Source organism: Agrobacterium sp. D14, from assembly GCF_001526505.1.
GTDB lineage: Bacteria > Pseudomonadota > Alphaproteobacteria > Rhizobiales > Rhizobiaceae > Agrobacterium > Agrobacterium leguminum.
Window position 1 is genome coordinate 34,202 of sequence record NZ_ASXX01000011.1, and the last position, 24,181, is coordinate 58,382.

The 24,181-nt window shown below is 60.7% G+C and carries 22 protein-coding genes; 13 read left to right on the forward strand and 9 right to left on the reverse strand.

The window, feature by feature from the left end; all coding sequences use genetic code 11:
- Positions 1–32: 32 nt before the first annotated feature.
- Both L901_RS09550 and recX read left to right on the forward strand, forming a co-directional pair.
- Positions 33–953: an SMP-30/gluconolactonase/LRE family protein gene (locus L901_RS09550; RefSeq protein WP_059755935.1), complete on the forward strand. Its 921-nt coding sequence runs from the start codon at positions 33–35 to the stop codon at positions 951–953.
- Between the two features lie 72 nt (positions 954–1,025).
- Complete coding sequence (recX, locus tag L901_RS09555) at positions 1,026–1,616, forward strand: recombination regulator RecX (RefSeq protein ID WP_059755937.1); 591 nt, start codon at positions 1,026–1,028, stop codon at positions 1,614–1,616.
- A 3-nt stretch (positions 1,617–1,619) separates the two neighbouring features.
- Here recX and L901_RS09560 read toward each other — a convergent pair whose 3' ends face one another.
- The 6 genes from L901_RS09560 to L901_RS09585 all read right to left on the reverse strand — a co-directional run bounded on the left by L901_RS09560 (position 1,620) and on the right by L901_RS09585 (position 8,788).
- Positions 1,620–2,018, reverse strand: coding sequence for a cytochrome c family protein (locus L901_RS09560; RefSeq protein ID WP_059755940.1), 399 nt, complete (start codon positions 2,016–2,018; stop codon positions 1,620–1,622).
- A gap of 95 nt (positions 2,019–2,113) precedes the next feature.
- Positions 2,114–2,641: a DUF992 domain-containing protein gene (locus tag L901_RS09565; protein WP_003522107.1), complete on the reverse strand. Its 528-nt coding sequence runs from the start codon at positions 2,639–2,641 to the stop codon at positions 2,114–2,116.
- Positions 2,642–2,889: 248 nt separating this feature from the next.
- Positions 2,890–3,699, reverse strand: a complete 810-nt coding sequence (locus tag L901_RS09570) for an ATP-binding cassette domain-containing protein (RefSeq protein ID WP_035263594.1) — start codon at positions 3,697–3,699, stop codon at positions 2,890–2,892.
- A gap of 34 nt (positions 3,700–3,733) precedes the next feature.
- The gene (gene fhuB, locus L901_RS09575; protein WP_059755943.1) at positions 3,734–5,698 is read right to left on the reverse strand and encodes a Fe(3+)-hydroxamate ABC transporter permease FhuB; all 1,965 of its coding nucleotides are present in this window, start codon (positions 5,696–5,698) and stop codon (positions 3,734–3,736) included.
- Complete coding sequence (locus L901_RS09580) at positions 5,695–6,597, reverse strand: iron-siderophore ABC transporter substrate-binding protein (protein WP_059755946.1); 903 nt, start codon at positions 6,595–6,597, stop codon at positions 5,695–5,697. Before L901_RS09580 ends, fhuB begins: the two co-directional genes overlap by 4 nt.
- 28 nt (positions 6,598–6,625) lie before the next feature.
- Positions 6,626–8,788, reverse strand: coding sequence for a TonB-dependent siderophore receptor (locus tag L901_RS09585; RefSeq protein WP_059755948.1), 2,163 nt, complete (start codon positions 8,786–8,788; stop codon positions 6,626–6,628).
- Positions 8,789–8,945: 157 nt separating this feature from the next.
- On the opposite strand from L901_RS09585, the gene L901_RS09590 reads away from it, so the two are divergent.
- From L901_RS09590 to L901_RS09610, 5 genes are all read left to right on the forward strand, one after another.
- Positions 8,946–9,857 (forward strand): LysR family transcriptional regulator, encoded by a 912-nt coding sequence (locus tag L901_RS09590; protein ID WP_059756184.1) that lies wholly within the window; start codon positions 8,946–8,948, stop codon positions 9,855–9,857.
- A 243-nt stretch (positions 9,858–10,100) separates the two neighbouring features.
- Complete coding sequence (locus tag L901_RS09595) at positions 10,101–10,364, forward strand: hypothetical protein (RefSeq protein WP_059755951.1); 264 nt, start codon at positions 10,101–10,103, stop codon at positions 10,362–10,364.
- Between the two features lie 187 nt (positions 10,365–10,551).
- Positions 10,552–12,219 carry a phosphoethanolamine transferase gene (locus L901_RS09600; protein WP_059755954.1) on the forward strand — a complete coding sequence of 556 codons (1,668 nt, stop codon included), beginning with the start codon at positions 10,552–10,554 and terminating at the stop codon, positions 12,217–12,219.
- Positions 12,220–12,284: 65 nt separating this feature from the next.
- Positions 12,285–12,938: a response regulator transcription factor gene (locus L901_RS09605; RefSeq protein WP_020010073.1), complete on the forward strand. Its 654-nt coding sequence runs from the start codon at positions 12,285–12,287 to the stop codon at positions 12,936–12,938.
- Between the two features lie 22 nt (positions 12,939–12,960).
- Positions 12,961–14,298, forward strand: coding sequence for a HAMP domain-containing sensor histidine kinase (locus L901_RS09610; RefSeq protein ID WP_059755957.1), 1,338 nt, complete (start codon positions 12,961–12,963; stop codon positions 14,296–14,298).
- A 62-nt stretch (positions 14,299–14,360) separates the two neighbouring features.
- Here the strand turns inward: L901_RS09610 and L901_RS09615 are convergent, their stop codons facing one another.
- On the reverse strand, positions 14,361–15,665 hold the full coding sequence (locus L901_RS09615) for an MFS transporter (RefSeq protein WP_059755960.1): 1,305 nt from the start codon (positions 15,663–15,665) through the stop codon (positions 14,361–14,363).
- A gap of 290 nt (positions 15,666–15,955) precedes the next feature.
- On the opposite strand from L901_RS09615, the gene L901_RS09620 reads away from it, so the two are divergent.
- From L901_RS09620 to L901_RS09640, 5 genes are all read left to right on the forward strand, one after another.
- Positions 15,956–17,065: an RHE_PE00001 family protein gene (locus tag L901_RS09620; RefSeq protein WP_059755963.1), complete on the forward strand. Its 1,110-nt coding sequence runs from the start codon at positions 15,956–15,958 to the stop codon at positions 17,063–17,065.
- 256 nt (positions 17,066–17,321) lie between these two features.
- Positions 17,322–17,552: a helix-turn-helix domain-containing protein gene (locus L901_RS09625; protein WP_003522093.1), complete on the forward strand. Its 231-nt coding sequence runs from the start codon at positions 17,322–17,324 to the stop codon at positions 17,550–17,552.
- A 232-nt stretch (positions 17,553–17,784) separates the two neighbouring features.
- Positions 17,785–19,035 (forward strand): adenylate/guanylate cyclase domain-containing protein, encoded by a 1,251-nt coding sequence (locus L901_RS09630; RefSeq protein WP_059755966.1) that lies wholly within the window; start codon positions 17,785–17,787, stop codon positions 19,033–19,035.
- Between the two features lie 213 nt (positions 19,036–19,248).
- Positions 19,249–20,241 (forward strand): inositol 2-dehydrogenase, encoded by a 993-nt coding sequence (gene iolG, locus L901_RS09635; protein ID WP_059755969.1) that lies wholly within the window; start codon positions 19,249–19,251, stop codon positions 20,239–20,241.
- Between the two features lie 413 nt (positions 20,242–20,654).
- Positions 20,655–21,539, forward strand: a complete 885-nt coding sequence (locus tag L901_RS09640) for a DMT family transporter (protein WP_059755971.1) — start codon at positions 20,655–20,657, stop codon at positions 21,537–21,539.
- Positions 21,540–21,560: 21 nt separating this feature from the next.
- Here L901_RS09640 and L901_RS09645 read toward each other — a convergent pair whose 3' ends face one another.
- Positions 21,561–22,616 carry an ornithine cyclodeaminase gene (locus L901_RS09645; protein ID WP_059755974.1) on the reverse strand — a complete coding sequence of 352 codons (1,056 nt, stop codon included), beginning with the start codon at positions 22,614–22,616 and terminating at the stop codon, positions 21,561–21,563.
- A gap of 13 nt (positions 22,617–22,629) precedes the next feature.
- Entirely contained in the window at positions 22,630–23,550 is a 921-nt protein-coding gene (gene rocF, locus L901_RS09650; protein ID WP_059755977.1) for an arginase, read from the reverse strand.
- Positions 23,551–23,679: 129 nt separating this feature from the next.
- On the opposite strand from rocF, the gene L901_RS09655 reads away from it, so the two are divergent.
- Positions 23,680–24,117 carry an Lrp/AsnC family transcriptional regulator gene (locus L901_RS09655; protein WP_003508428.1) on the forward strand — a complete coding sequence of 146 codons (438 nt, stop codon included), beginning with the start codon at positions 23,680–23,682 and terminating at the stop codon, positions 24,115–24,117.
- Positions 24,118–24,181 lie beyond the last annotated feature (64 nt).

Below are 24,181 nucleotides of genomic sequence, written 5' to 3' on the forward strand. Positions count from 1 at the left end.
CATAACGACAAGCCCCCAAGCGGATCACGCTCATGACCACAGACACGACCTCTCCTTACGAAATCCACGATGACCGCTTCCGCCATCTGATCGTCGGCAATGCCGAGCTGGAAGAGCTCTATTCCGGCTGCCGCTGGGCCGAAGGCCCGGTATGGTTTGCCGATCTGAACTGCCTGCTGTTCAGCGATATTCCCAATCAGCGCATGTTACGCTGGGTGCCGGACGGCGGGATATCGGTGTTCCGCCAGCCCTCCAATTTCACCAACGGCAATACCCGCGACCGGCAGGGGCGGCTCGTTTCCTGCGAGCATGGCGGCCGCCGCGTCACCCGCACCGAAGTGGACGGCTCGATCACGGTTCTCGCCGACAGCAACGGCGGCAAGCGGCTGAACTCACCCAATGACGTGGTGGTCAAATCCGATGGCGGCGTCTGGTTCACTGACCCAACCTACGGCATTCTTTCCGATTACGAGGGCTACAAAGCCGAGCCGGAACAGAAGACGCGCAATGTCTACCGGCTCGATCCCGCAACCGGAAAGATCGACATCGTCATTGACGACTTCATGCAGCCGAACGGCCTTGCGTTTTCGCCTGATGAGACGAAGCTCTACGTCGCGGACAGTTCTTACAGCCACGATGTCTCCCGCCCGCGCCATATCCGCGTCTTCGACGTGGTGGACGGCGCGAAGCTCACCAACGGCCGGGAATTCTGCAATCTCGACAATGGCCTGCCGGACGGTTTCCGCCTGGATACGGCCGGCAACCTGTGGACCAGCGCCGGCGATGGCGTTCACTGCTTTTCCCCCGAAGGTACGCTCCTCGGCAAGATCAAGGTGCCGCAGACGGTCGCCAACCTCACCTTCGGCGGCCCGAAAAAGAACCGCCTGTTCATCACCGCGACGAAATCGCTTTATTCGGTCTATGTCGCCGCAACCGGCGCGCAAACGCCTTGAGCTACTGAAAAACCGGAGGAAACGGGCCGGGAAGGAACTGGCAAGACGGGTTCACCGCGCTATAAAAGCGGAATGAACGACGATTCCAGCCCCTTCCTGACCGACGACATGGCCGTGGACGGCGACGCGCCGGCCATTGAACCCACCAGCCGGATGCTGTCCTGGGCGCGCAATTCCGCTCTCTACCGGCTGGAACAGCGCATGATGACGGAAAAGCAGCTGCGCGACGCCATCATGCGCAAGGCGCGGGAAAAATTCGAGGATATCAGCCCGGCGCAGGTCAGGGCGCTCGGCGAATTTGCCGTGACCTTCGCTTATGGCATCAAGGCGCTCGACGACACGGCTTTCGCGGAAATCGCCGTGCGGAGCGGCCAGCGCAGCGGCAAATCGAAACGCGGGCTCGCGCAGAAACTTCAGATCAAGGGTATCGCCCGTGAAACGGCTGCGGTCGCGTTGCAGGAAACAAACGATCTCGTCGCCGCCGTCATCTTCGCGCGCAAGCGCGCCTTCGGACCGTTTCGCCGTGTCGAACTGGACGAGAAGCGCAAGGCCAAGGAATTCTCCGCTTTCGCCCGCAACGGCTTCGGCTTCGAGATCGGCGCGAAAGTCATGGCGATGACCTTCGAAGAGGCGGAAGAGATTATCGCTGAAGCGCCGCTTTGACTGCTATTGCGGCATGGGATGCGTTTTCAGATAGGCGATCAAATCCGCTATATCGGTTTCGCTCCACAGCCCGAAAAAGCGCATCGCATTTCCCGGTATCGCCTTTTTCGGGCTGGCGATGAATTTTTGCAGTTCCTCTTCCGACCACACCCGGCCAGCCGCGCCGGCATCCTTCAGCGCCTGCGAATAGTGGCCGTAATCGGTCACGGAAGCCATCGGCCTGCCGACGACACCCATCAGATGCGGCCCCATGCGGGTGCGTGGCGTGTCGATGCTGTGACAGGTGGAACAGCGGCTGAAGACCTTCTCCCCATGGGCCGCATCGCCCTCGGCAAAAGCGGCTGTCGCCAAAAGGAAAGAACAGGCGGTCACTGCCGCGACACTTCTGAATGTGGAAATCATGGCCCGGATAATACAACGCCCTCTCCGTCTGACAACGAAGAGGGCGTGTTTTGACATGCGACAGAATGCCCGGCCGGGGCCGGGCACTTTGCCGATCAGTTCATGGCCGTGAGCGTCACGGAGGTGCCGGTGGCGGCGAGGTTGAGACCGACCTGACCCGTCACGCTGACCGTCTGCAGCTGGATGGAGCCGGACGTGCCGCCAACGAGAACGTTGGTGCCGACGCCGAGACCGACGGTGACTTCAGCCGTTGCGCCCTGATAAAGGCCGCCGAGCGAACCGCGGTGGTAACCTGCGGTCGGGGCGAAAACGGCCCAGACCAGACGGCCCTGCGTGGTGAAGCCGAGGTCGACACCCATCTTGCGGATGGCGCCGGTGTAATGGTCGGTGCGACGGGCGCCCATGGTAGACTGGAAGGTGCAATCCAGTTCCTTGGCCGAGCCGAGAACGTAACCGACGCCGCCGCCGATATCGCAGGTGAGGTAACCGATCTTGACGCCGTTGCGATCGTCCTGCTCCTGCGGAGCCGGCTCATATCTTGCAAGGTCGGCAGCGAGGGCGGATGCGGTTCCGCCGAGGCCCATCGTCAATGCGGCAAAAGTTACGGCAACAGCCTTTTTCATCTGATTTTCTCCTGTTTTATTCCTACCCGCAGCAGCCCTTCTTGCCCTCTCCGGATATTGAATTCCGCACTGTTAACGTTTGTTCCCTGAAATCGATCCAAAACAACTTAATTGGAGGCGATGAAAGCGGAACGGTTAACAATGTCTGATGGCGGTAGGATGCCATTAAGACATTGTTAGGGCGGGAAATGCGCGCGGAATCGCCATCAACAGCCAGCGTTGCCGGCCGTTGTTTTGCTGCAACAACCTCAAAGCGGCAGGGCGACGGGAAAGCCGGTGGCGGCATGGGTCATGACATCCATGCGGACGCCATAGATGCGCTGCAGCGTCTCCGGCGTCATGATCTCCTGCGGCGTTCCCCGTGCGATAAGCTGGCCGGAATGAAGCGCGACGATCTCATCGCAGAAGCGCGCCGCCATGTTGACGTCGTGCAACACGACGATGACGCCGAGACCCTTTTCGCGCGACAGTCTCTGCACCAGCGAAAGCACTTCGATCTGGTGCGCCATATCGAGTGCGGAGATGGGTTCGTCGAGAAGCAGGCTTTCGGCGTTCTGGGCCACCAGCATGGCAAGCCACACGCGCTGGCGCTCGCCGCCGGAAAGCGTATCCACCAGCCGGTCGCGGAAGGCGACGGTGTCGGTGAGTTCGATGGCTTCGTCCACCTTCTCCTGATCGGCTTTGGTGAACTGCCCAAGCGCGCCGTGCCAGGGATAACGGCCGAGCGCCACCAGCTCCTTGGCCAGCATGCCGGAAGCGGCCGGCGTATATTGCGGCAGATAGGCGAGCTTTCGCGCAAATTCACGATTGCCCCAGGCGCCGAGAGCCTTACCTTCGAATGAGACCCTGCCCGCCGTCGGCTCCTGAATCCGCGCGAGAATCTTGAGCAGGGTGGATTTTCCCGAACCGTTATGACCGATCAGGCCGATGGTTTTGCCGGTCGCAAAACTGGCCGTCAGCGGCTGCAGCAATGTCCTGCCCGGCACTTCCATCGTCACGCCGTCGAGAGAAAAAAGCGGAATATCGTCATAATCGACGGCAAGTGCTGCCTGACCCATGGTTCTCATCTCCGTACATCGTTCAAAAAATTCATCATCGTCTGCCTGAAAGCCAGATCAGATAGGGCGCGCCGGCAAGCGCCGCAAAAAGCCCGAGCGGCAGCTCATAAGGAAAGGTGACTGTCCGTGCGCCGAGATCGGAAAGCGCCATCAGCACCGCGCCGAACAGGAAGGAGGCGAAGAGATGGTCGCGCGGCGTGGTGAAACCGGCGCGAAGCGCAATATGCGGCGCCATCAATCCGACGAAACTCAAGGGACCGACGAGAAGCGAGGCAGCCCCGGTGGCAATGCCCGCCACCGCGATGACGGCGATGCGCGCCGCCCCGAGCGGCAGACCAAGGGAGAGCGGCACATCGCGTCCGAGCGGCAGGATCGTCAGCCAGCGCGTGACCGATAGCGCGCCCGCCAGCAGCACGACGGAAAGAATGGCGAGAAAGATCGCCGAAGCCGGTGTCGCCGTCGAACCCGAGCCGCTGAGCCAGGCGAGGATCTGCCATGCCCGCTGGTCGCCAATGGCAAGCAGTGCCGAGAGAACGGCCGAGCAGAGCGAACTGATGGCAATGCCCGCGAGCAGGATTTTTTCCGGCGCGAGGTGCCGGCGCATGGAAAACAGCAGGACGAGGATCATGACGCCCGCAGAGCCGATGCCAGCGCCGCAAAACAGTTCGAAAAGACCGGCGGCCGGAAAAATCGTGATGGCGGCGGCAAAACCGAGGCCTGCACCGCCGCTGACGCCGATCACTTCCGGGCTTGCCATGGGATTGCCGGTAAGCCGCTGGAGAAGCGCCCCCGCCATGGCCAGAAGACCGCCTGCGGCCACGGCCGCCACCAGCCGCGGCCAGCGGAACGGCAGCAGGCTTTGCAGATCGTCAGCCTTCAGCACCGTCCAGCCATCGGGCCCTTTGCCGATGGCGAGCGCTGCAAAAACCAGCCCCGCCATGACGGCCAGTACCGGCAGCAGGGCCGTAAGCCGGCGTCTTGTCGCCAGCTCGACACCTTCACCGCGATGCACATCGGTCGGCCGGATTTTCGGCAGCAACCACAGAAGCAGCGGGCCGCCGATCAGGGCCGTTACCGCGCCGGTCGGAAAAACTTCGGCCGTCGTGCTTGCCAGAAGCTGCACGAGACCGTCGCAGAACCACAGCAGCAGACCGCCCAGAAGCGGGGAAACCAGGAGCACCGAAGACGAACGCCGCACACCGAGCGCCCGGGTGAGCGCAGGTGCTGCAAGGCCGATGAAGCTGACGAGGCCGACCGCCGAGGCAACGAAGGCGGCCAGCATGACCGCGACGGCGGCGACCGCCAGCCTGATCGAAAACAGCGAGACGCCGAGCGATCGCGCACCGGCATCGCCGAGACCGAGGACCGTCAGCGGCTTTATCAGCAGGCCGGTCAGCACGAGCCCGGCAACAAGCTGAAACGCGAGAGACAAGGCGTTCGACCAGTCCTGCTGGCTGAGCGAGCCGCCGTTCCAGACGACCAGCGACATCAGATATTCGCCCTGTGCCAGCGTCAGCGCAGCGGAAACGGACGCGGCGGTGATGCCGACCAGCAGCCCCGACACCACCATGGTCACCGGTTCGAAGGAGCGTCGCCAGCCGAGAAGAAACACGATGCCGGCCGCACCGGCCGCGCCGGCGAGCGCCACCAAGGCGCGGTTGCCATCCAGCACCGACGGAAAGAACAGGGTTGCGATAACGATGGCCAGTTGCGCGCCGGCCGAGATGCCGAGCGTCGAAGGATCGGCAATCGGATTGCGCAGCAATTGCTGGAAAAGCGCGCCCGACAGGCCGAGCATCGCGCCCGCCAGAATGGCGACCGCCACGCGCGGCATCAGGCTGAAGGCGAAAATCACCTGATCCATCGACATGGTGGCAGCATCGAACGGCGGGCCGGGCCATGCACCGAAAGGCAGCCGCAACAGCCCGGCATGCAGGGAAAGCCCGCAGGCCAGAACGAACAGCAGCCCGAAGAAAAGCTGGAGAGGCCGCGCCGTCACAGGGCTTCTCCCTGCGCCGAGAGCGCTTCGCTCAGAAGCCGCGCAAAGCGCATGCCGGCGGTGATGCCGCCATAGGGGCCGACATTGCCGAGCGTGACCACCCGGTTTTCCCGCACGGCAGGCAGCGCGCGCCATATGGCGCTGCTGCGCAGGGTTTCCCGCGCCTCGACCGGAATATCGGAGACGATGACGATGCGCGCATCGGGCGAAGCGGCGAGGTTTTCAAGCGGCACCGGGGCCGCGAAGGTGAATTGCGAACGATCCACCCAGGCATTGGCGAGCCCCAGCCGGGCAAGAACATCCCCGAACATGCTATCTGCACCGAAAGCGCGAAAATGCCGGGCGTCGCCGATGTTAATCACATAGGTCGGCCGCGCCGCAAAACCGGCAAGGCGGGTCCGCATGGCTTGCAGCGCCGCTTCCGTTTCGCCCAGAACCCTGCGCGCCTCATCGGCCCTGCCGAGCTTTTCGCCAAGGGCTGAGACCGCCGCCAGCGCCTTTGCGAAAGGCGGCTCGCCCTTCACGTAAAAGGGCAGCGAGAAGACCGGGGCAATCGCTTCCAGCCTGCCGGTATAGCGGGTGTAGAAGGGCGAAATCAGAATGAGATCGGGCCGGCTCAGTTGCAGAAGCTCGAAATTCGGCGCACCGCGCAGGCCGAGATCGGCGACGGTTGCAGGGATTTCCGGCTCGACCGCATCCACCCGGAACTGGATGAGCTCGGTCGCCGCCACCGGCATGACGCCGAGCGCAACGGCGGTTTCCAGCATGGCCCAGTCGATGGCGGCAAGGCGTGGCGTGACCGCCGCCCGCGCCTTGCCAGCAAGAGCCGAAGCAGCGAGCAGGCCTAAAAATTCCCGCCGCCCCCAAAGGGGGGACATCCATCGATCCTTGCGCGTCATGCCCCTGCTGCTTCACTTTGATATGGCGTCACCAACGATAGGTCAGCTTGCCCATAACCGTTCTTCCGTCACCGTAATAGCATCCGAAAGTGGAGCAACTAGAAATATATTCTTTATCAGTCAAGTTTTGCACCAGAAGCGAGGCGCGGTAGCCGTTTTTCTCGTAATGCACGCCGAGATCGAGCAGGGCGAGGCCCTTCATCTCGAAGGTATTGGCGGCATCGCCATAGCGTTTTCCGACATAACGCACACCGCCGCCGATGCCGAAACCCTCAAGGGCGGTATCTTCCGGGAAAGTGTAATCCAGCCAGAGGCTTGCGGCGTGCCGGGGCGTGCTGTCCAGCTCCTTGCCGTTATTCACGCGGCCGGAGACCTCGCTGTCCATGTAGGTATAGGCCGCGCGCAGGTCGAGCCCGTCGGCAAGGCTTGCGACGCCTTCAAGCTCGAGGCCTTTCACATGCGCCTCGTCCATCTGCTGCGTCACGCCGCCCACCGTCGTCGTGACGTTTTTCTGTGTCAGATCGTAGACCGCGGCGGAGAAGAAACCGTCGAAACCCTCGGGCTGGTATTTGACGCCCGCTTCCCATTGTTCGCCGGTGGTCGGTTTCGGCGCATCGCCGACAGCCGGCTGCGGCACCGGTTCGAAGGAGGTCGCGTAGCTGACATAGGGCGCGATGCCGCCATCGAACAGATAGCTGACGCCGACGCGGCCGGTCAGCTTGTGATCGTCCTTGTCGAGCGAACGGTAGGTGGTGCCGTTGAAGGTGGTGCCGCTGGTGCTTGCCCAGTCCTGCCGCAGGCCGGCGGTGATGCGCCAGTTCTCGAAGGCCATCTCATCCTGCGCATAAAGGCCGATCTGGGAAATATCCGTCTTCACATCGGCATAAAGCGTGCGCGAGGTGAGGCTGATCGGCCCGCCATAGACCGGATTGACGGGATTGAGCGGCGTCGCGGCCCAGAATTCGGTTTTGACGTTGTTGTCGAAATAACGGTAGTCCAGCCCGACAAGCAGGGTGTGGTCGATCGGCCCCGTGGAGAACTCCGCCTGCAGGCTGTTGTCGATGTTGAAAGTGTTCAGCAGCTCGTCCTGGAACGTCGCATTGCGGCGGATGAGATTGCCGATCATGCCGCCGCTGGTCGAAGACATGCCGAGCGCGCGGTAGGACCAGTCGAAATTGGAATAACGCGCATTCTGCCGGAAGGTGAAGGTCTCGTCGAAACGGTGCTCGAATTCATAGCCGATATTGGTGAATTTGCGGCTCGACGTATCGAAGGACGGATCGCCGACATAAAAGCTGCGATCCAGCATATTGCCGGGTCTGAGATAGGTCAGCGCCGGCGGCAGGCCGGATGGCGAACTCGGATTGTCGTGCTGATAGGAGGCAAGAACCGTCAGCTTCGTATCCTCGTCCGGCTGCCAGGTCAGCGCCGGTGCGATGAAATAACGGTCGTTCTGCAAATTGTCCGTCTGGGCATGGGCGTTGCGCGCAAGGCCGGTCAGGCGATAGGCGAAACTGTCGCTATCCGCCACCGGGCCGCCAATATCGAACATCGACTGGTAATAGTCGAAGCTGCCGATCTGCACACCGACTTCGCCGAACCGTTCGAAGGTCGGCCGCTTGCTGATGAGATTGATGAGGCCGCCGGGATTGCCCTGACCGAAAAGAACGGAAGCAGGCCCGCGAATGACTTCCACGCGCTCCAGACCGTAGACCTCATAGGAGGGCGCACCGGCGGTGCGCATCAGCCGCAGACCGTTCAGGAACTGCAACTGGTTTCCCTGAAACCCGCGAATGCGCGGCGCATCGAAACGCGGATCCGCCCCAAACGGCTGCGCGACGACACCCGGAACATAGTTCAGCGCCTCGCTGAGATTGCGGACGCTCTGAGCATCCATCTGGTCCTTGGTGATGACGGATACGGATTGCGGCGTCTCGATCAGGGATCGCCCCGTCTTGGTGGCGCTGGCGCTGGTTTTCGCCACATAGCCTTTCACCGGCGCCTTGGGGTCCTGATTTTTGGCGCCCTCCACGGTGATGGCCTGCAGCACCGTCGTACCGGCCTCCTGCGCAAGGGCGGAAGCCGGAGCCAAAAAGGCCACATAAGCGACGACGGCGCAACCGCCAGCCAGAATGGAAATGTGTTTGGTTTTTCCCTGCACCCCAAGACCCTTCATCACCCGCGCCACCATAAGGCGGTATTTTTCTGGAGAATTTAAGTCATCTTATTACGCAAGGGACGAATTGCGATCCAATAAGCGCAGCCGGTTTTTTTCAGAACTATTGATTATGAAAACTTACATAGATAATAGCTTGGAATTATTCAAATCTGCCGGAAAGGCCGTGACGATGGGCAGGAAACCGGCAAGCCGGGCAGAAACATTCGAATTGCGCCACCTGCGCTATTTCACCACGCTGGTGGATGAGCGCAATTTCGAGCGCGCCGCCGCCCGCCTCGGCATTGCCCAGCCGGGCTTGAGCCAGCAGATCATGGCGCTCGAACAGATTGTCGGCATGCCGCTTCTCGACCGGACGCGCCGCTCGGTGAAGCTGACCACGCCCGGCCAGCTTCTCTACGAGGACGCCCGGAAAATCCTCGCCAATGCCGAGGCGACGCTTGCGGCGCTCAAACGCGTCGACCGCGGCGAAACCGGGCGCATCTCCATCGGTTATGTCGCCTCGGCCGCCTATTCCGGCCTGATGATCCGGTCCATCGCCAGTTTCCGCGCTTCCCATCCCGATGTGGAGCTGCAATTGATCGAAATGGAGATGCGGCTGCAACTGGCCAAGATTGCCGACGGCAATCTGGACTTCGCCTTCATCCGCCCGCCCGCGCCTGTTCCGGAAGGTGTGACAACCCATGTGGTGCTGCGCGAACCGCTGATGGCCGCACTTCCTGAAAACCATCCCCTGGCCTTTGCGCTGCAGGTCGATCTGAAAAACCTTGCCGGCGAGACCTTCATTACCCCGCGACAGCCACCGGATGTCGGCTTTCACTACAATACGATAGAGGCCTGCAATGAAGCCGGGTTCCAGCCGGCGATCACCCCGGAAGGCAGGGACTACACCACGATTGCCAGCATGGTGGCCATCGGCCTCGGCGTCGCGCTGGTGCCGCGCTCGCTTAATTGCCTGAGGCTGCCCGGTGTGCGCTATGTGCCGCTTGCCGCCAGTTCCACGACCTCGGACCTCGCCATCGCCCACCGGAAAACGGAAGCCTCTCCCGCCGTCAGGGCCTTCATTCTCCATATGCGCAATTGAAGCGGCAGCACCCGCCCGCCTGTCGATCCCGTGGACGAAAAATCCGCCATCACCCGTTTGCGCCGCATCGGTAGCAACAGGCGGGGGCGGCGTAACCGCATGGGATTGCGAAAAGAATGACGCGCTTGCGGGCCGGCCGAAAACAGGAACGAAATCCTGTCCGGATATTTCCTGTCCCCGCTTTTCCCCGCAGCCGCGGCGCACCCCATAATCGCGGCAGATTTCGATTTACGGGAGACAGCAATGGCTGAGACTTACGAACACCACGCCGCCGGCCTCGAATCCCCGGCATCCCACGCTTTCGATGTCGTTCCGGACGATACGAGCCCGCTTCCTTCCCCCACCCGCGCCATCTATGTGGGCAATGGCGGCCATCTCTGCCTGACCCTGCTTTCCGGGGCGACGGTGACCTTCCAGAACCTGCCCGCAGGCAGCCTGCTGCCGGTCAGGGCCACGCGCATATTTGCAACGCGCACCACCGCCACAGGCATCGTGGGCCTCAATTAAGGGCTCTATCGTCTCGACGATCTGAAACACCACCACCGAACGGCCACGACGGAGTATGACACTTCCATGACAAGCCTTCAGGTTGATGTCAGCAAAATGACGCATCCGCCATTGATCGGCCCATGCGGCAGCCTGGACGGCGGCGTTTTCGCCCCGTCTCCGTTGCCGCCGGCCTATTGGAAATCTGGTGGATCTGACAGTGGCTCTTTTTACCGCGAAAGCGACAGGAACAGTAACATATCGTCCGGAAATCGGCAGCGTGCCGCTCAGCCTGCTGACGGCAGCCTATCTGCTGTTTTTCACGAACCGGACATTCTGGTCGAAGGTTCACACCTATCTTTCCGCCTATCCGGTTGCCATCGTCGCGCTTTATGCCGCCATGGCCGCCTTTCTCGGCGCCCTCATCATCATTTTTTCCGCCAAATATCTCATCAAGCCGTTTTTGATCTTCCTGGTCTTCGCGGCGGCGGCCGCTTCCTGGTTCATGGATCGCTACGGCATCGTCATCGACAGCGACATGATCCGCAACGCCATGGAGACGACGCAGGCGGAAGCCGGCAATCTGATCACGCCCGGCTTTCTCTGGCACATGGCGATTTACGGGCTGGTGCCGTCCCTCCTCATCGTCACCGTGCGTGTGCGCCACCGCCCGATCCTCGACAAGCTTTTGTGGAACACGATCAGCATCCTGATCTGTCTTTCCATCGCCGGCATCATCAGCTTCGCCAATTCCAAGACCTTCACAACCGCCGTGCGCCAGCACAAGGATATCGTCAAAAGCGTCAATCCATTGTCGCCGATCATGTCGGCCATTCATTATTTCACGCTGGCGGGCAAGGAAGTCGATATTCAGGTCAGCCCGGTCGGCGGGGATGCGAAGGTCCTGCCTTCATTGGGCGGCGTCCGCAAACCCCGCATCACCGTCATCGTTGCGGGCGAGACCGCGCGGGCCGCGAACTTTTCCCTGAATGGCTATGGGCGCGATACCAATCCCGAACTTACAAAACGTGGCGTGATCTATTTTCCGAACACGACCAGCTGCGGCACCGCAACGGCGATTTCCATTCCCTGCATGTTCTCGAAGTTCCCGCGTTCGCAATATAGCCACAAAAAGGCGCTCGCCAATGAAAACGTCATGGATGTTCTCGTCCATGCCGGGGTCAGTGCGACATGGCTGGACAACAATACCGGCAGCAAGAACGTGGCCGACCGCATCCCCTATTTCGACCTGCCCTCCACCAATGACAGCCGCTTCTGCACCGGCGGGGAATGCCGCGACGATATCTTCTTCGACAAGCTCGACTCCTGGCTCAATAACGTCACCAGGGACAGCGTCATCGTGCTGCACCAGATGGGCAGCCACGGGCCGACCTATTATCTGCGCTATACCGACGAATTCCGTAAGTTCACCCCGGATTGCCGCACGGCCGAGCTTGGCAACTGCTCCGACGCGGAGATCGTCAACTCCTACGACAACACGCTTCTTTATACCGACCATTTCCTCTCGACCGTGATCGACAAGCTGAAGGCCCGTTCCGACAGGCTGGCGACGGGCATGATCTATGCGTCGGACCACGGTGAGTCGCTTGGCGAGAACGGCGTCTACCTGCATGGCGCGCCCTATCTGCTGGCGCCCGACCAGCAGACCCATGTGCCGTTTCTCGTCTGGTTCGACGACGACTTTGCGAAATCCATGGGGCTCAACAAAGCCTGCCTCGCAAAAACCGCGGCAGAGGGCGGGCGCTCGCACGACAATTATTTCCACAGCATCCTTGGCATGATGAATGTCTCCACTTCGGTCTACGATCCCTCGCTCGATGTGTTCGGCGGCTGCACCCAGCGCCAGAACAGCTGAAACACCGTGCTTGACGCTTATCCGGAGAAAGAGATACGCAGGACGAAGCGATAGAGGGAGCTGTCTTGCGGGTTCTGCTTGTTGAAGACGATCATGTGCTGGGCGAAGCGCTGCGGGACCATGTCGCGGCGGCGGGCCATGCTGTCGACTGGTTCAAGACGCTGGGCGACGCCATGGCGGCGACGCTGACGATGGGTTACGGCCTCATCCTGCTCGACATGCGCCTGCCGGATGGCGAGGGCATCACCCTTCTGCAAAGCCTGCGCCAGCGCGACGACGCAACACCGGTGATCATTCTGACGGCCCATGACCAGGTCTCCGACCGGATTGCCGGGCTGAACGCCGGTGCGGACGATTATCTGGTCAAACCTTTCGATCTCAACGAGCTTTCGGCCCGCATGCTGGCGGTTTCGCGCCGTTACGAAGGGCGCTCCGCTCCCGTCATCCGCCTGCCCGGCATCGAGATCAACCAGGTGGCGCGCAATATCACGGTCGATGGAACGGCGCAGACGCTGAGCGCCCGGGAATGGGCTGTGCTGGAAAAACTCGTCGAACATCCCGGCGCGGTCGTCTCGAAAGCGCAATTGCACGACACGCTTTATGAATTCGGCGCGGAAATAGAAAGCAACACGGTCGAGGTCTATATCAGCCGGCTGCGCAAGAAAATCGGCCATGACCGCGTCGAAACCGTGCGCGGCGTCGGCTACACCATCCGATAGTCAGAATTACAAGCAGGCAGAAATGGCCAGACCGACCAGCATGACCCGCAAGCTCGTGACGGCGCTGACCAGCGTTGTCGCCATATCCTGGCTTCTCGCCTGCGGGCTGGGCGTCATGGTGATGCAGGATGAGTTCGCCGAGATTTTCGACGCCGGCGTTGAGGAAACCGCCGAAAGACTGCTGCCGCTATTGGTGGACGACCTCAGGGAAAACAACACCGCGCCTGCCGCGCAAAAGCTCAACCAGACGTCGGAACGGGCGGAATATCTGACCTATCAGGTCCGCGACCGGGAAGGACAGGTGGTGCTGCATTCGCATGACAGTTCGACGGAGCCTTTCGAGGTCTCGCTCGAACCCGGCTTTTCCGAAACCGCGACCCAGCGCATCTTTACGGTTGCGACACCGGACGGCAATTATTTCCTGCAGGTCGCCGATGCCTTCGCCAATCGCCGCGAGGCGATCGAAGAGGCGGGCACCGCGCTGCTGCTTCCCGTTCTCATCCTCATTCCCGCCAGCATTTTCGCCGTCATTGTCGTGGTGCGCAGAACGCTGCGACCGATACAGACCCTGCGCGACGACATCGGCAAAAAGGACGGCGGCAATCTCGCGCCGCTGCCGACGCAGCCCTTTCCGGGCGAACTCCATCCCATTGCCCGTTCGGTCAATCTGCTGCTCGGACGATTGAGATCGGCAATCGAGGCGGAACGGGAATTCACCGCCAACAGCGCCCATGAATTGCGCACGCCGATTGCCGGCGCGCTGGCGCAGGCGCAGCGGCTGCATGCCGACATTCCGCCGGAACTTGCGCCGCGTGTGGAAAACATCGAAAAATCCCTGCAGCATCTCGCCCATCTGGCCGAAAAACTGCTTCAGATGTCGCGCGCGGAAGCGAGGATCGGGGTCACCGACACGGCAAACGATCTCATTCCCGTTCTCGAACTGGTTATCGACGACATGATGAGAACGGCCATCGGTTCATCCCGCATCCGCTTCACCAATCGCTGTGAAGGCAGCCTGTACTGCAGGATCGGCACGGATGCCTTTGGTATCATCGTCCGTAACCTCCTCGAAAACGCGCTGATCCACAGCCCGGCGGAAAGCCCGGTGCAGGTCGTCGCCGAAGCGGACGGCACGATCCGCATCGTCAATTCCGGGGCGACAATCGACGCGGCGCTCCTGCCCAAGCTGACGACGCGTTTTACCAGGGGCCAGACCACGGCGGACGGAACCGGGCTTGGCCTTGCCATCGTCAAGAGCCTGATGGAGCAGGCCGGCGGCGAGCTGGTGCTTTCCTCGCCGGCGCCGGGCCGGCAGGACGGTTTTGAGGCCCGCATCGTCCTTCCCGCCGAAACCGCCTGAATGCTGAAAAGAAAAAGCCCCGTCGGAAGGACGGGGCTTTTTCCGGTCTGGATGGCGGTCGCTCAATCCTCGTGGATATGGCTGTGATCGCGCGTATCGCGCATCTTCACATAAACCACCAGCGACAGGGCGATCATGATCGTCACATACCAGAAGAACCAGTTTTCGTGGCCGATCTGCTTGAACTTCAGGGCCACGAATTCCGCCGTTCCGCCGAATATGGTGTTCGCCAGCGCATAGGGCAGAGCCACGCCAAGCGCGCGGATATGGGCGGGGAACATTTCCGCCTTCACCACCGCATTGATGGAAGTATAGCCGGTGACGATCAACAGGCCGACCAGAACGAGGGCGAAAGCCATGATGGGATCGGTCGTCGTCGCAAGCGTGCTGAAGATCGCATAGGTGAACAGCGTTCCGAGAATGCCGAAGCCGACCATCAGCGGCTTGCGGCCGATCTTGTCGGACAGCGCGCCGGCAATCGGCTGGCACAGCATGAAGACGAAGAGCGCCGCCGTGGTGATTTCCGTGGCGCTTTCCTTGCTGAAGCCGGAGGTGTTGACGAGGAATTTCTGCAGATAGGTCGTATAGGCATAAAAGGCGAGCGTGCCGCCGGAGGTGAGCGCCATAACCATCAGCGCTTCCCTTGGATAGTGCTTGAACAGCGCCCATCCGCTGGACTTCGGCTTGTCGGCAGCGCCAGTCTTGGCGTTTTCGAAGGACTGCGTCTCGACAAGGCCGCGGCGGATATAAAACACCGCAATCGCCAGAAGGCCGCCGATGAAGAAGGGAATGCGCCAGCCCCAGGAGCCGAGCTGTTCCGGCGTCAGAACCCGCTGCAGCACCAGAAGCACCGCCAACGCCAGAAGCTGACCGGAAATGAGCGTCACATACTGGAAGCTGGAGAAGAAACCACGGCGGTTCTTGCCGGCCATTTCGCTGAGATAGGTTGCGCTCGCGCCATATTCACCGCCAACGCTGATGCCCTGCAGAAGCCTTGCGAAAACCAGAATGGCCGGCGCGGCAATGCCGATCGCCTCATGGCCGGGCGTAATCGCGATCAGCAGCGAACCGAGACACATCAGCGTGACGGACAAGGTGAGACCGGCCTTGCGGCCCTTGCGGTCGGCATAAGTGCCCATGAACCAGGCCCCGATGGGCCGCATCAGAAATCCGACGGCGAAAACGGCGGCTGCACTCAAAAGTTCGGCGGTCTGGTTTCCGGAAGGGAAAAACACCGGCGCGAAATAAAGGGTGAAGGCCGAATAGACATACCAGTCGTACCATTCGACGAGGTTGCCCGCCGATCCGCCGATAATGGATTTCAAACGGGTTTTCTGGTCCGGCGCGGTGGCGGGACCATTTGCCATAATATTCACGGGTAAACTCCAATTCATCTTCGTCTGGAGATGGAAGGGCGAACGGAAGGTGTGATAATTTGTCGCTCTCGGTGGGGGTATATACCCGTCATGTTGCGGTGCGCAAGTTTATACCGCATCGCGATATTGCCGAAAAACCAGCCGTGGCGGCTGAAGCCCTCACGATTCCCGGCCTTCCGCCACCCTTTTTTCAGCGGATTTTCGGGCGGAAACCTCAAAAGTAAAACCGCCCGACTGTGATCCGCCTTGTAAGCCGCCCGCGCTCAAACTAAAAAATATCAATGATTTACGATATATCGGACCTCCAGATCGAAAAGCTCCTCATTGCCTCCGCCCGTGCGGGCGAGACGCTGGCGCGGCTGGACGAGCGGATCGACCGGTCGCCGATGAAACACGGCTTCATCGAAAGACAGGATTTCACCGATGCGATTTCCTCCATGTGGGTGGATGGCGAACTCGTTCACATGGAAGATCTGGTGCTGCATGACGCGCATATGGATGTGCGCGCACCAACCCATGAAATGACGGCGGCGCACCGGATTCTCCGCTCGAGACGGCTGATCTTTTCCAATGCCCCAGGCTGGGCCATTACCGCGCCAGGCCTTTCAAGGCTACGCGGCAGGGTGGTACTTGCCGAAGAGCCAGCGCCTCCCAGACAAACACTCGATCACTCCCGCGATGAAGACACCGACGCGGAGGAAGAAACATCGCTGGACGGCGCTTTTTCCGAGCTGGATGCCCTTCTGGCGCGAAGCGCCGCAACGCTCGATGCGATCACCACCGGCAGCGCGCTTCCGCCAATGCACAGGGAGGAAAGCCATGCGATCATCAACGAACCCGACTGGGACGAGGATGAGCGGCTGAAAGAATGGTGGGACGTCCATGCGCGGACGGAGGAACTGCCGGCGATTCTTCGCACCGCCATCCTGCTCGACGCCTGGAACATGATCGAGGTGCTGCAACGCAGCCCCTGGCTCGGTCGACTTCTGGCCTCCGCCTTTCTGCGCGACGGCGCCGTCACGCCCGATCACCTGCCGGCCCTCAGCGCCGGTCTCCGCGCGGTCCCGCGGGAGCGCCGGCACGCCCGAAACCAGACGCAGCGCGTTCTCGCACTTCTCGACAGCTTTTACGAAGCGGCGCAAGCCGGCATGAAGGAACATGACCGGCTGGCCCATGCGCGAGAACGCATGATGCGCAAGCTGGCCGGCCGGCGTTCCTCCTCGCGGCTGCCGGAACTCGTGGAACTTGTCGTCTCCCGACCGGTGGTTTCGGCGGCGATGATCGTCAAGGAACTCGGCACCACGCCGCAGGGCGCGATCGGGCTCGCCAACCAGCTTGAACTGCGGGAAGTGACGGGTCGCGGCCGGTTTCGCGCCTGGGGCATGCTGTAGCGAAAGCCGCCCCCGCCCCTCGCAAGAGCCCCGAAAAACGGCGGTATCTCGGTCTTTTTCCGGCAAAGACGTGCCGCAGGAATGCAGCGATCACGAATCTTAACAAAATTTAACTATTGCGTAGGTCGATGAAGCCGCTATGTTCCTCGCTGCGTTGCAGCACCGATTTTCTTCTCCGGCAACGCGGTCGCATTCGGCCCCGGCAACTTTTCTTTGCCGCCCGCATTTAAGTGTCCATTCTGAGGGAGATGCAATAATGACAATTTCAATCTCACAACCCGATTCCGATCACGAAACCGATGCTCCTTTTGCCAAAAAGGTTCTCACCGCGCGCAATCTCGCCGGATATACGGTCGAACAGCTTGCCGTGACCTGCGGCCTGACAACCAGCGAAATACGCGCGCTCGAAGACGGCACGGACAGCGATCCGCTGCGCATCAGACGCGTTGCCGCAGCACTTCATATTCCTGTCGAAACCGTTATCTGATCCACCTTAGCGATCATCAAAAATCTCAGCGCCGCCGGGGACGATGTTCCAGGGAACATCCGGGCGGCGCGCGTGGCCCGATGCCGCCAGTGCCTTCCGGAACATTTTCCGCGCCCCTCTCTTAACATTTTCGTTATCCGGCACCACATGGGGTTCACGAGCGACCATGTTCGGCCGAGTGCGACATGTGCCCCGCTTGTGCGAGAGCAGCAACAACCTCCGGAATCCTGCCATGACACTAAGTCTCGACACCGAAGAACGGGTTTCTTCAGCATTGGATGAATTGTGGCCAGCGGAAAAGACGGAAATTCTCGACTGGCTGATCACCGGCACCAAGGACGAACGCTTTATCGACGAGATATTCGTCGAGCTCTGCAACAGGCTGCGGGCGAGTGGAATTTCCGTGGCCCGGGGCGTGCTCGCTTTCCGCATTCGCCATCCGCAATGGCTTGGCGCGCGCATTCTGTGGAAAGCCGGCCTGTCCACCGCCGAGATCGCCACCTATGGCTATGGGTCTGAAAATACGCCCGAATATCTGAACAGCCCGATCAACGACATTCATCAGGGCGCCACCGAAGTCCGCCACCGGCTGAACGGAGAGGACATCGATGAGCCCGGCTATACGATCTACGAAGACCTGCGGGCCGAGGGGCTGACCGATTATTGCGCCTGGCCGATCGAGCACACTTTCGGCAAGCGTCATGTCGCCACCTTCTCCAGCGACCGGCCCGGCGGTTTTTCCGACAGCGAAATCCTCGCCTTGAAAAACCTGCTTCCGGCGCTCGCGCTCGTCAGCGAGATACGCCTGAAGAACCGCATGACGCGCACCCTTCTGGAAACCTATGTGGGGCCGCATGCCGGCGAAAAGATCCTCAACGGCGCCACCACGCGCGGCAGCGGCATGACGGTGGGTGCGGCGATCTTGATCTGCGACCTGCGCAATTTCACCCATATTTCCGACCTTTGGCCGCGTGACGATGTCATCGAGCTTCTGAACGGTTATTTCGACGCCATGTGCGATCCCATCGAGGAATTCGGCGGCGAAATCCTGAAGTTCATGGGCGACGGGCTGCTGGCGATTTTCCCGCTGAGTGACCCGCAGGCCTGCGAAAACCTGCTGAAAGCCATCGCCAGCGCGCAGAAGAGCCTCGTTGCGCTGAATGAAATCAATTGCCGCAAGGGCCACGATCCCCTGGGTTATGGCATCGGTGTGCATGTCGGCGATGTCATGTATGGCAATATCGGCTCGAAGACCCGCCTCGATTTCACCGTCATCGGCCCTGCCGTCAATATCGCCTCGCGGCTGGAAACGCTGACCAAAGAGACCGGGCGCAATGTGCTTTTCTCCGAAGAATTCGTGCGCATGGCCGGATATCAGGGAAAACTGGAAAATCTCGGTCCATGGCTGCTGCGCGGCCTCGAAACCCCGGTCGAAGTATATGCCCTGCCCCACAATGCGGCCCTGACAGCTTCGGCCGATTGATTATCGCTAGGAGCTTTTAACGACACCGGCCATCCGCGCCGCATGACCTTCCCGAAGGAGTGATTTCGGCCGTCTGGATCATCGTCAAAACGCTTGACACGTCTGCGATGTCGATCTAGCAAAATGGAACATATATTCCATATCGAAACATTGCTTGCATTCATATTCTGTCTTTTCGGGAGTGAGGGACGGGTGTGAGAAACCGGAGGAAAGATGGTTACGAAATTGGCACTGCTCGGCGCTGGACGGATCGGCAAGGTCCACGCCAAGGCGATCACCACCGACAGCCGTGCGCAGCTGGTGGCCGTTGTGGACGCCATGGCCGGTGCCGCGGAAGCAATCGCCCGCGAGGCGCAGTGCAAGGTCAGCACGATCGATGAGGTTCTGGCCGACAAGACGATCGATGCCGTCATCATCTGCACCCCGACCAACACCCATGCCGACCTGATCGAGCGTTTTGCCCGCGCCGGCAAGGCGATCTTCTGCGAAAAGCCCGTCGATCTCGATGTCGCCCGCGCGGAAGCCTGCGCCAAGGTGGTCGAGGAAACCGGCGCGAAGGTGATGCTCGGTTTCAACCGCCGTTTCGACCCGCATTTCCAGGCCGTTCACAAGGCAATTGAAGATGGCCGCATCGGCAAGGTGGAAATGGTGACCATCACCAGCCGCGACCCCGGCCCGCCGCCGGCCGAATATATCAAGGTCTCCGGCGGCATTTTCCGCGACATGACCATTCATGATTTCGATATGGCCCGTTTTCTGCTCGGCGAGGAAGTGGAAAGCGTATTCGCCACGGGTTCCGTTCTCGTCAATCCCGAGATCGGCGCGCTGGGTGATTTCGACAGCGCCAGCATCATCCTGACGACGAAAAGCGGCAGGCAGGCGATCATTTCGAATTCCCGCCGCGCGACCTATGGTTACGACCAGCGCATCGAAGTGCACGGTTCGCTGGGTTCGGCAGCGGCCGAAAACCAGCGCCCGGTTTCCATCGAAATCGCCAATGCGAATGGCTACACCCGCCCGCCGCTGCATGATTTCTTCATGACGCGTTACACGGCGGCCTATGCCGCGGAAATCACCGCCTTCATCGACAGCATCGAAAACAACGTCGCGCCGTCGCCCTCCATCAAGGACGGTCTGATCGCGCTGAAACTGGCCGACGCCGCGTTGAAATCCGCGACCTCGAAGGCGGCCGTGAAGATCGGCTGAAACCACAACCGGGGCGCTGAGCGTCTTGCTGAGCCTTCTGTCCGCCGCGCAATTGTTGACGGCGGACAGCCCTGCCTGTCCCAAAGCACTCGGCGGGCCGTTATCATCAAGGCTTTGCGTCGACTCGAAGTCGCGTCGCACCTTTCAGATTCCACAAGTCGCGTCTCTAAGATTCCATAATAGGTCGGCACACCCCACCGCCCTCATTCCTGTGCTTGTCACAGGGATGAGGAGAGAATGCAGCAAAAGCATGTTCCAGCAACCGCCCCTTTAAAAGGCAGCTTCCACACTTGCATGGCAGCTATTCGGAAAATAAGGTTGTCTGACAAGGTACGGCCGTAACATATGGCTGTTACCCACCTCATTCACCCCGAATACTCTTTTGCCGGCGGCAGTCGGATAGCGGTTTTTTCATGCCATCACCCAGGACCGGCTTTCTTTATGCGCTTGTCGCTTTCACGATCTTTGCGGCGCAGGATGGCATATCGAAACATCTGGGCAGCGCTTATCCGCCGGTTTTTATCGCCATGCTGCGATACTGGGCCTTTGCCGTCTTCGTTCTTTTAATGGCCGCAAGGTCTGCGGGCGGCATTCGGGGCGCCGTCATGGCCAACCGTCCCTGGCTGCAGATCGGCCGCGGTGTGCTTCTGGCCGTACAGATCGTCATTTCGATCTTCTCCTTCGCCGTCGTCGGGCTGGCGCACAGCCATTCCATCCTTGCCTCCGCACCGCTGATCGTTGCGGCGCTGTCCATGCCTTTGCTGGGAGAACATGTGGGCTGGCGGCGCTGGAGCGCCATTTTTGTCGGCTTCATCGGCGTTCTCGTCATCCTCAAGCCGGAGGGAGACGGTTTCGACAACCGGCTGATGATCACCTTCGTGGCGACCTTCATGCTGGCTCTCTATAGCGTCCTGACCCGCCTCGGCAGCAAAAGCGATTCGGCGATGACAAGCTTCTTCTACACCGGCGTGGCCGGTGCGGCGGCCCTGACGCTGGTCGGCCCGTTTTATTGGGTCAGCATCGAGCCGCAGGATTGGGGCTGGATGCTGGCGCTGTGCATTACCGGCATGAGCGGCCATTATTGCCTGATAAAGGCGTTCGAACTGGCGGATGCGGCCTCCGTGCAGCCCTTTTCCTATTATCAGCTGGTGCTCGTCTCCATCATTGGCGTCACCGTCTATGGCGAAGTGGTGACGTCCAACATGGTCATCGGTGCGGCGATCGTCATTGCCGCCGGCCTCTTCACTATCTGGCGTGAGCATGTGGTTGCCCGCAAGAGCCGCCGGGAGACGAAATAGGCAGCCAGCGCTGGAAAGCCCCTAGACGAGCGCCGCCTCACACCGCAGCAGCATACCGAACAGATCACGCGGCTCATCCGGGTCGGCCAGCAGATCGAGCTCCGTATAAAGCCCGGTGGATGGCAGCTTCGAGCGCACGTAACGCAGCGCCGAAAAATCTTCCGTCGCGAAGCCGACGCTGTCGAACAGCGTGATCTGTCGCTCACTTGCCCGCCCCTGCTTTTCACCGGTTATAACCTGCCAAAGCTCGATGACGGGATAATCCGCCGGCAATTGCTGGATTTCACCTTCAATGCGCGTCTGCGGCGGATATTCGACGAAAATATCGGATCGAAGCAAAATATCCCGGTGCAACTCCGTCTTGCCGGGGCAATCGCCGCCCACAGCGTTGATGTGAATGCCGGGCCCGACCATGTTGTCGGTCAGGATCGTCGCATATTGCTTGTCGGCGGTGACGGTGGTGATGATATCCGCCCCTTCGACCGCTTCCTGTGCGCTCTCACAGATCTTGATGGCAAAACCCTGCCCGGCGAGATTGCGGGCGCATTTTTCTCTGGCGGACGGGTCGATATCGAATAGCCGCAGCGTGTCTATGCCAAGAATCGCCTTGAAGGCGCGCGCCTGGAATTCGCTCTGGGCGCCATTGCCGATGATGGCCATGGAGCGGGAATTCTTGCGGGCGAGAAATTTTGCGGCGACAGCGGAGGTGGCCGCGGTGCGCAGCGCCGTCAGGATGGTCATCTCGGTCAGAAGCAGCGGATAACCATTGCCGACATCGGAAAGCACGCCGAAAGCCGTTACCGTCTGGCGGCCTTCCTTCATGTTCTTCGGATGGCCGTTGACATATTTGAAGCCGTAAAGCGTGCCATCGCTGGTCGGCATCAGTTCAATGACGCCTTCCTTCGAATGCGATGCGATGCGCGGCGTCTTGTCGAAGCTTTCCCAGCGGCGGAAATCCTCTTCCACCGCATCGGCAAGCTCGCGCAGGAACGTATCGATGCCCACGCGCAGCACGAGTTTCATCATGTGATCGACGCTGACGAAGGGCACGATATTGAGGTTCGGTATCACGGTCATCGCATCACACCTTTCAGCCGGCCCGTGTCGGGCGGTCCATAACCCGCTTGCCCATCAGGCTGGCGGCGAGGTCCACCATCAGCGTCGCGGTTCTGCCGCGCTCGTCGAGAAACGGGTTGAGCTCCACCAGATCGAGGCTGCAGACCAGCCCGCTATCATGCAGCATTTCCATGACCAGATGCGCCTCGCGGAACGTCGCGCCGCCCGGAACCGTGGTGCCGACGGCCGGCGCGATGGACGGCTCGAGAAAATCGACATCGAGGCTGACATGCAAAAGCCCGTTTGCCACCTGAACCCGCGCCAGAAACGCCCGCAGCAGAACGGCGACGCCATGCTCGTCTATCGAGCGCATGTCGTGCACGGTGATGCCGCTCTTTTCCAGTGCGGCCCTTTCGGCCGGATCCACACTGCGGATGCCGATCATGCCGATATTGTCTTCCGGAACCGCATGGGAAAGCGGCGGGAAATAACCGGCAAATCCCTCACGACCACTGAAATAGGCGACTGGCGTGCCGTGCAGATTGCCGCTGCGCGTCGTCTCAAGCGTATGATAATCGGTATGGGCATCGAGCCAGAGCACGAAAAACGGCCGGCCGGTCTCGGCCACCCGACGCGCCATGCCGGCAACCGTCCCCGCGGAAATCGCATGGTCACCGCCGAGAAAGATCGGCACGGCATCCGCGCTTTCACGATAGGCAGCCTCCGTCAGCGCCTCGGTCCAGGCCACGGTTTCGGACAGATGGTGCACGGCGGGATTGGGATGGTTAAATTCGCGGAAGGTCGCCGGCGTCACATTGCCGGTATCGACAACGCGATGCCCCAGTTCTTCAAGGGCATGAGCGAGCCCCGCGACGCGATAGGCGCTCGGCCCCATCTCGCATCCCAATTGCCCGGCCCCGATCTGCAGCGGCGCACCGATCAACCTGATTTCCATTCCCGTCCTCGCTTTCCTGCCAACAAGCCCAGTTCACCACAGTGATCTGGCGAAATGAACATCAAATATTGGCAATATTATCGAAATAAGCTATCGATTTGGCAAAATTGATTTACCGAATTGGTCATCATGGATAACCTCGACGAACGGCTCATCACCCTTTTGCGACACAATGGCAGGCGCAGCATTTCCGATCTCGCAATCGAGACGGAAACCTCGCGCGCCACGGTGCGCTCACGCATCGAAAGAATGGAGAATGACGGCACCATCATCGGTTACACCGTCATCCTGCGCGCCGACGCGGTGGAGGCCGCGATCCGCGGCATCATGATGATCGAGATCGAGGGCCATGTGACGGACCGCGTCATCCGCACCCTTGGCGGTTTTCCGGAAATATCGGAAATCCACAGCACCAACGGCCGCTGGGATCTCATTGTGGAACTCAACGCTGCCACGCTCAGCGATTTCGACGCAGTACTGCGCCGCATCCGCCTGGTGCCGGGCATCACCGGCAGCGAGACCAGCCTTTTGCTCTCCACCCCGCGCTCCACCCGTGCACGGCTCTGAGCCGGGGAGCAAAACGCAAAACAGGGATAAAACGCATTTTTCGATTTTTTCGACTTGCGCCCCG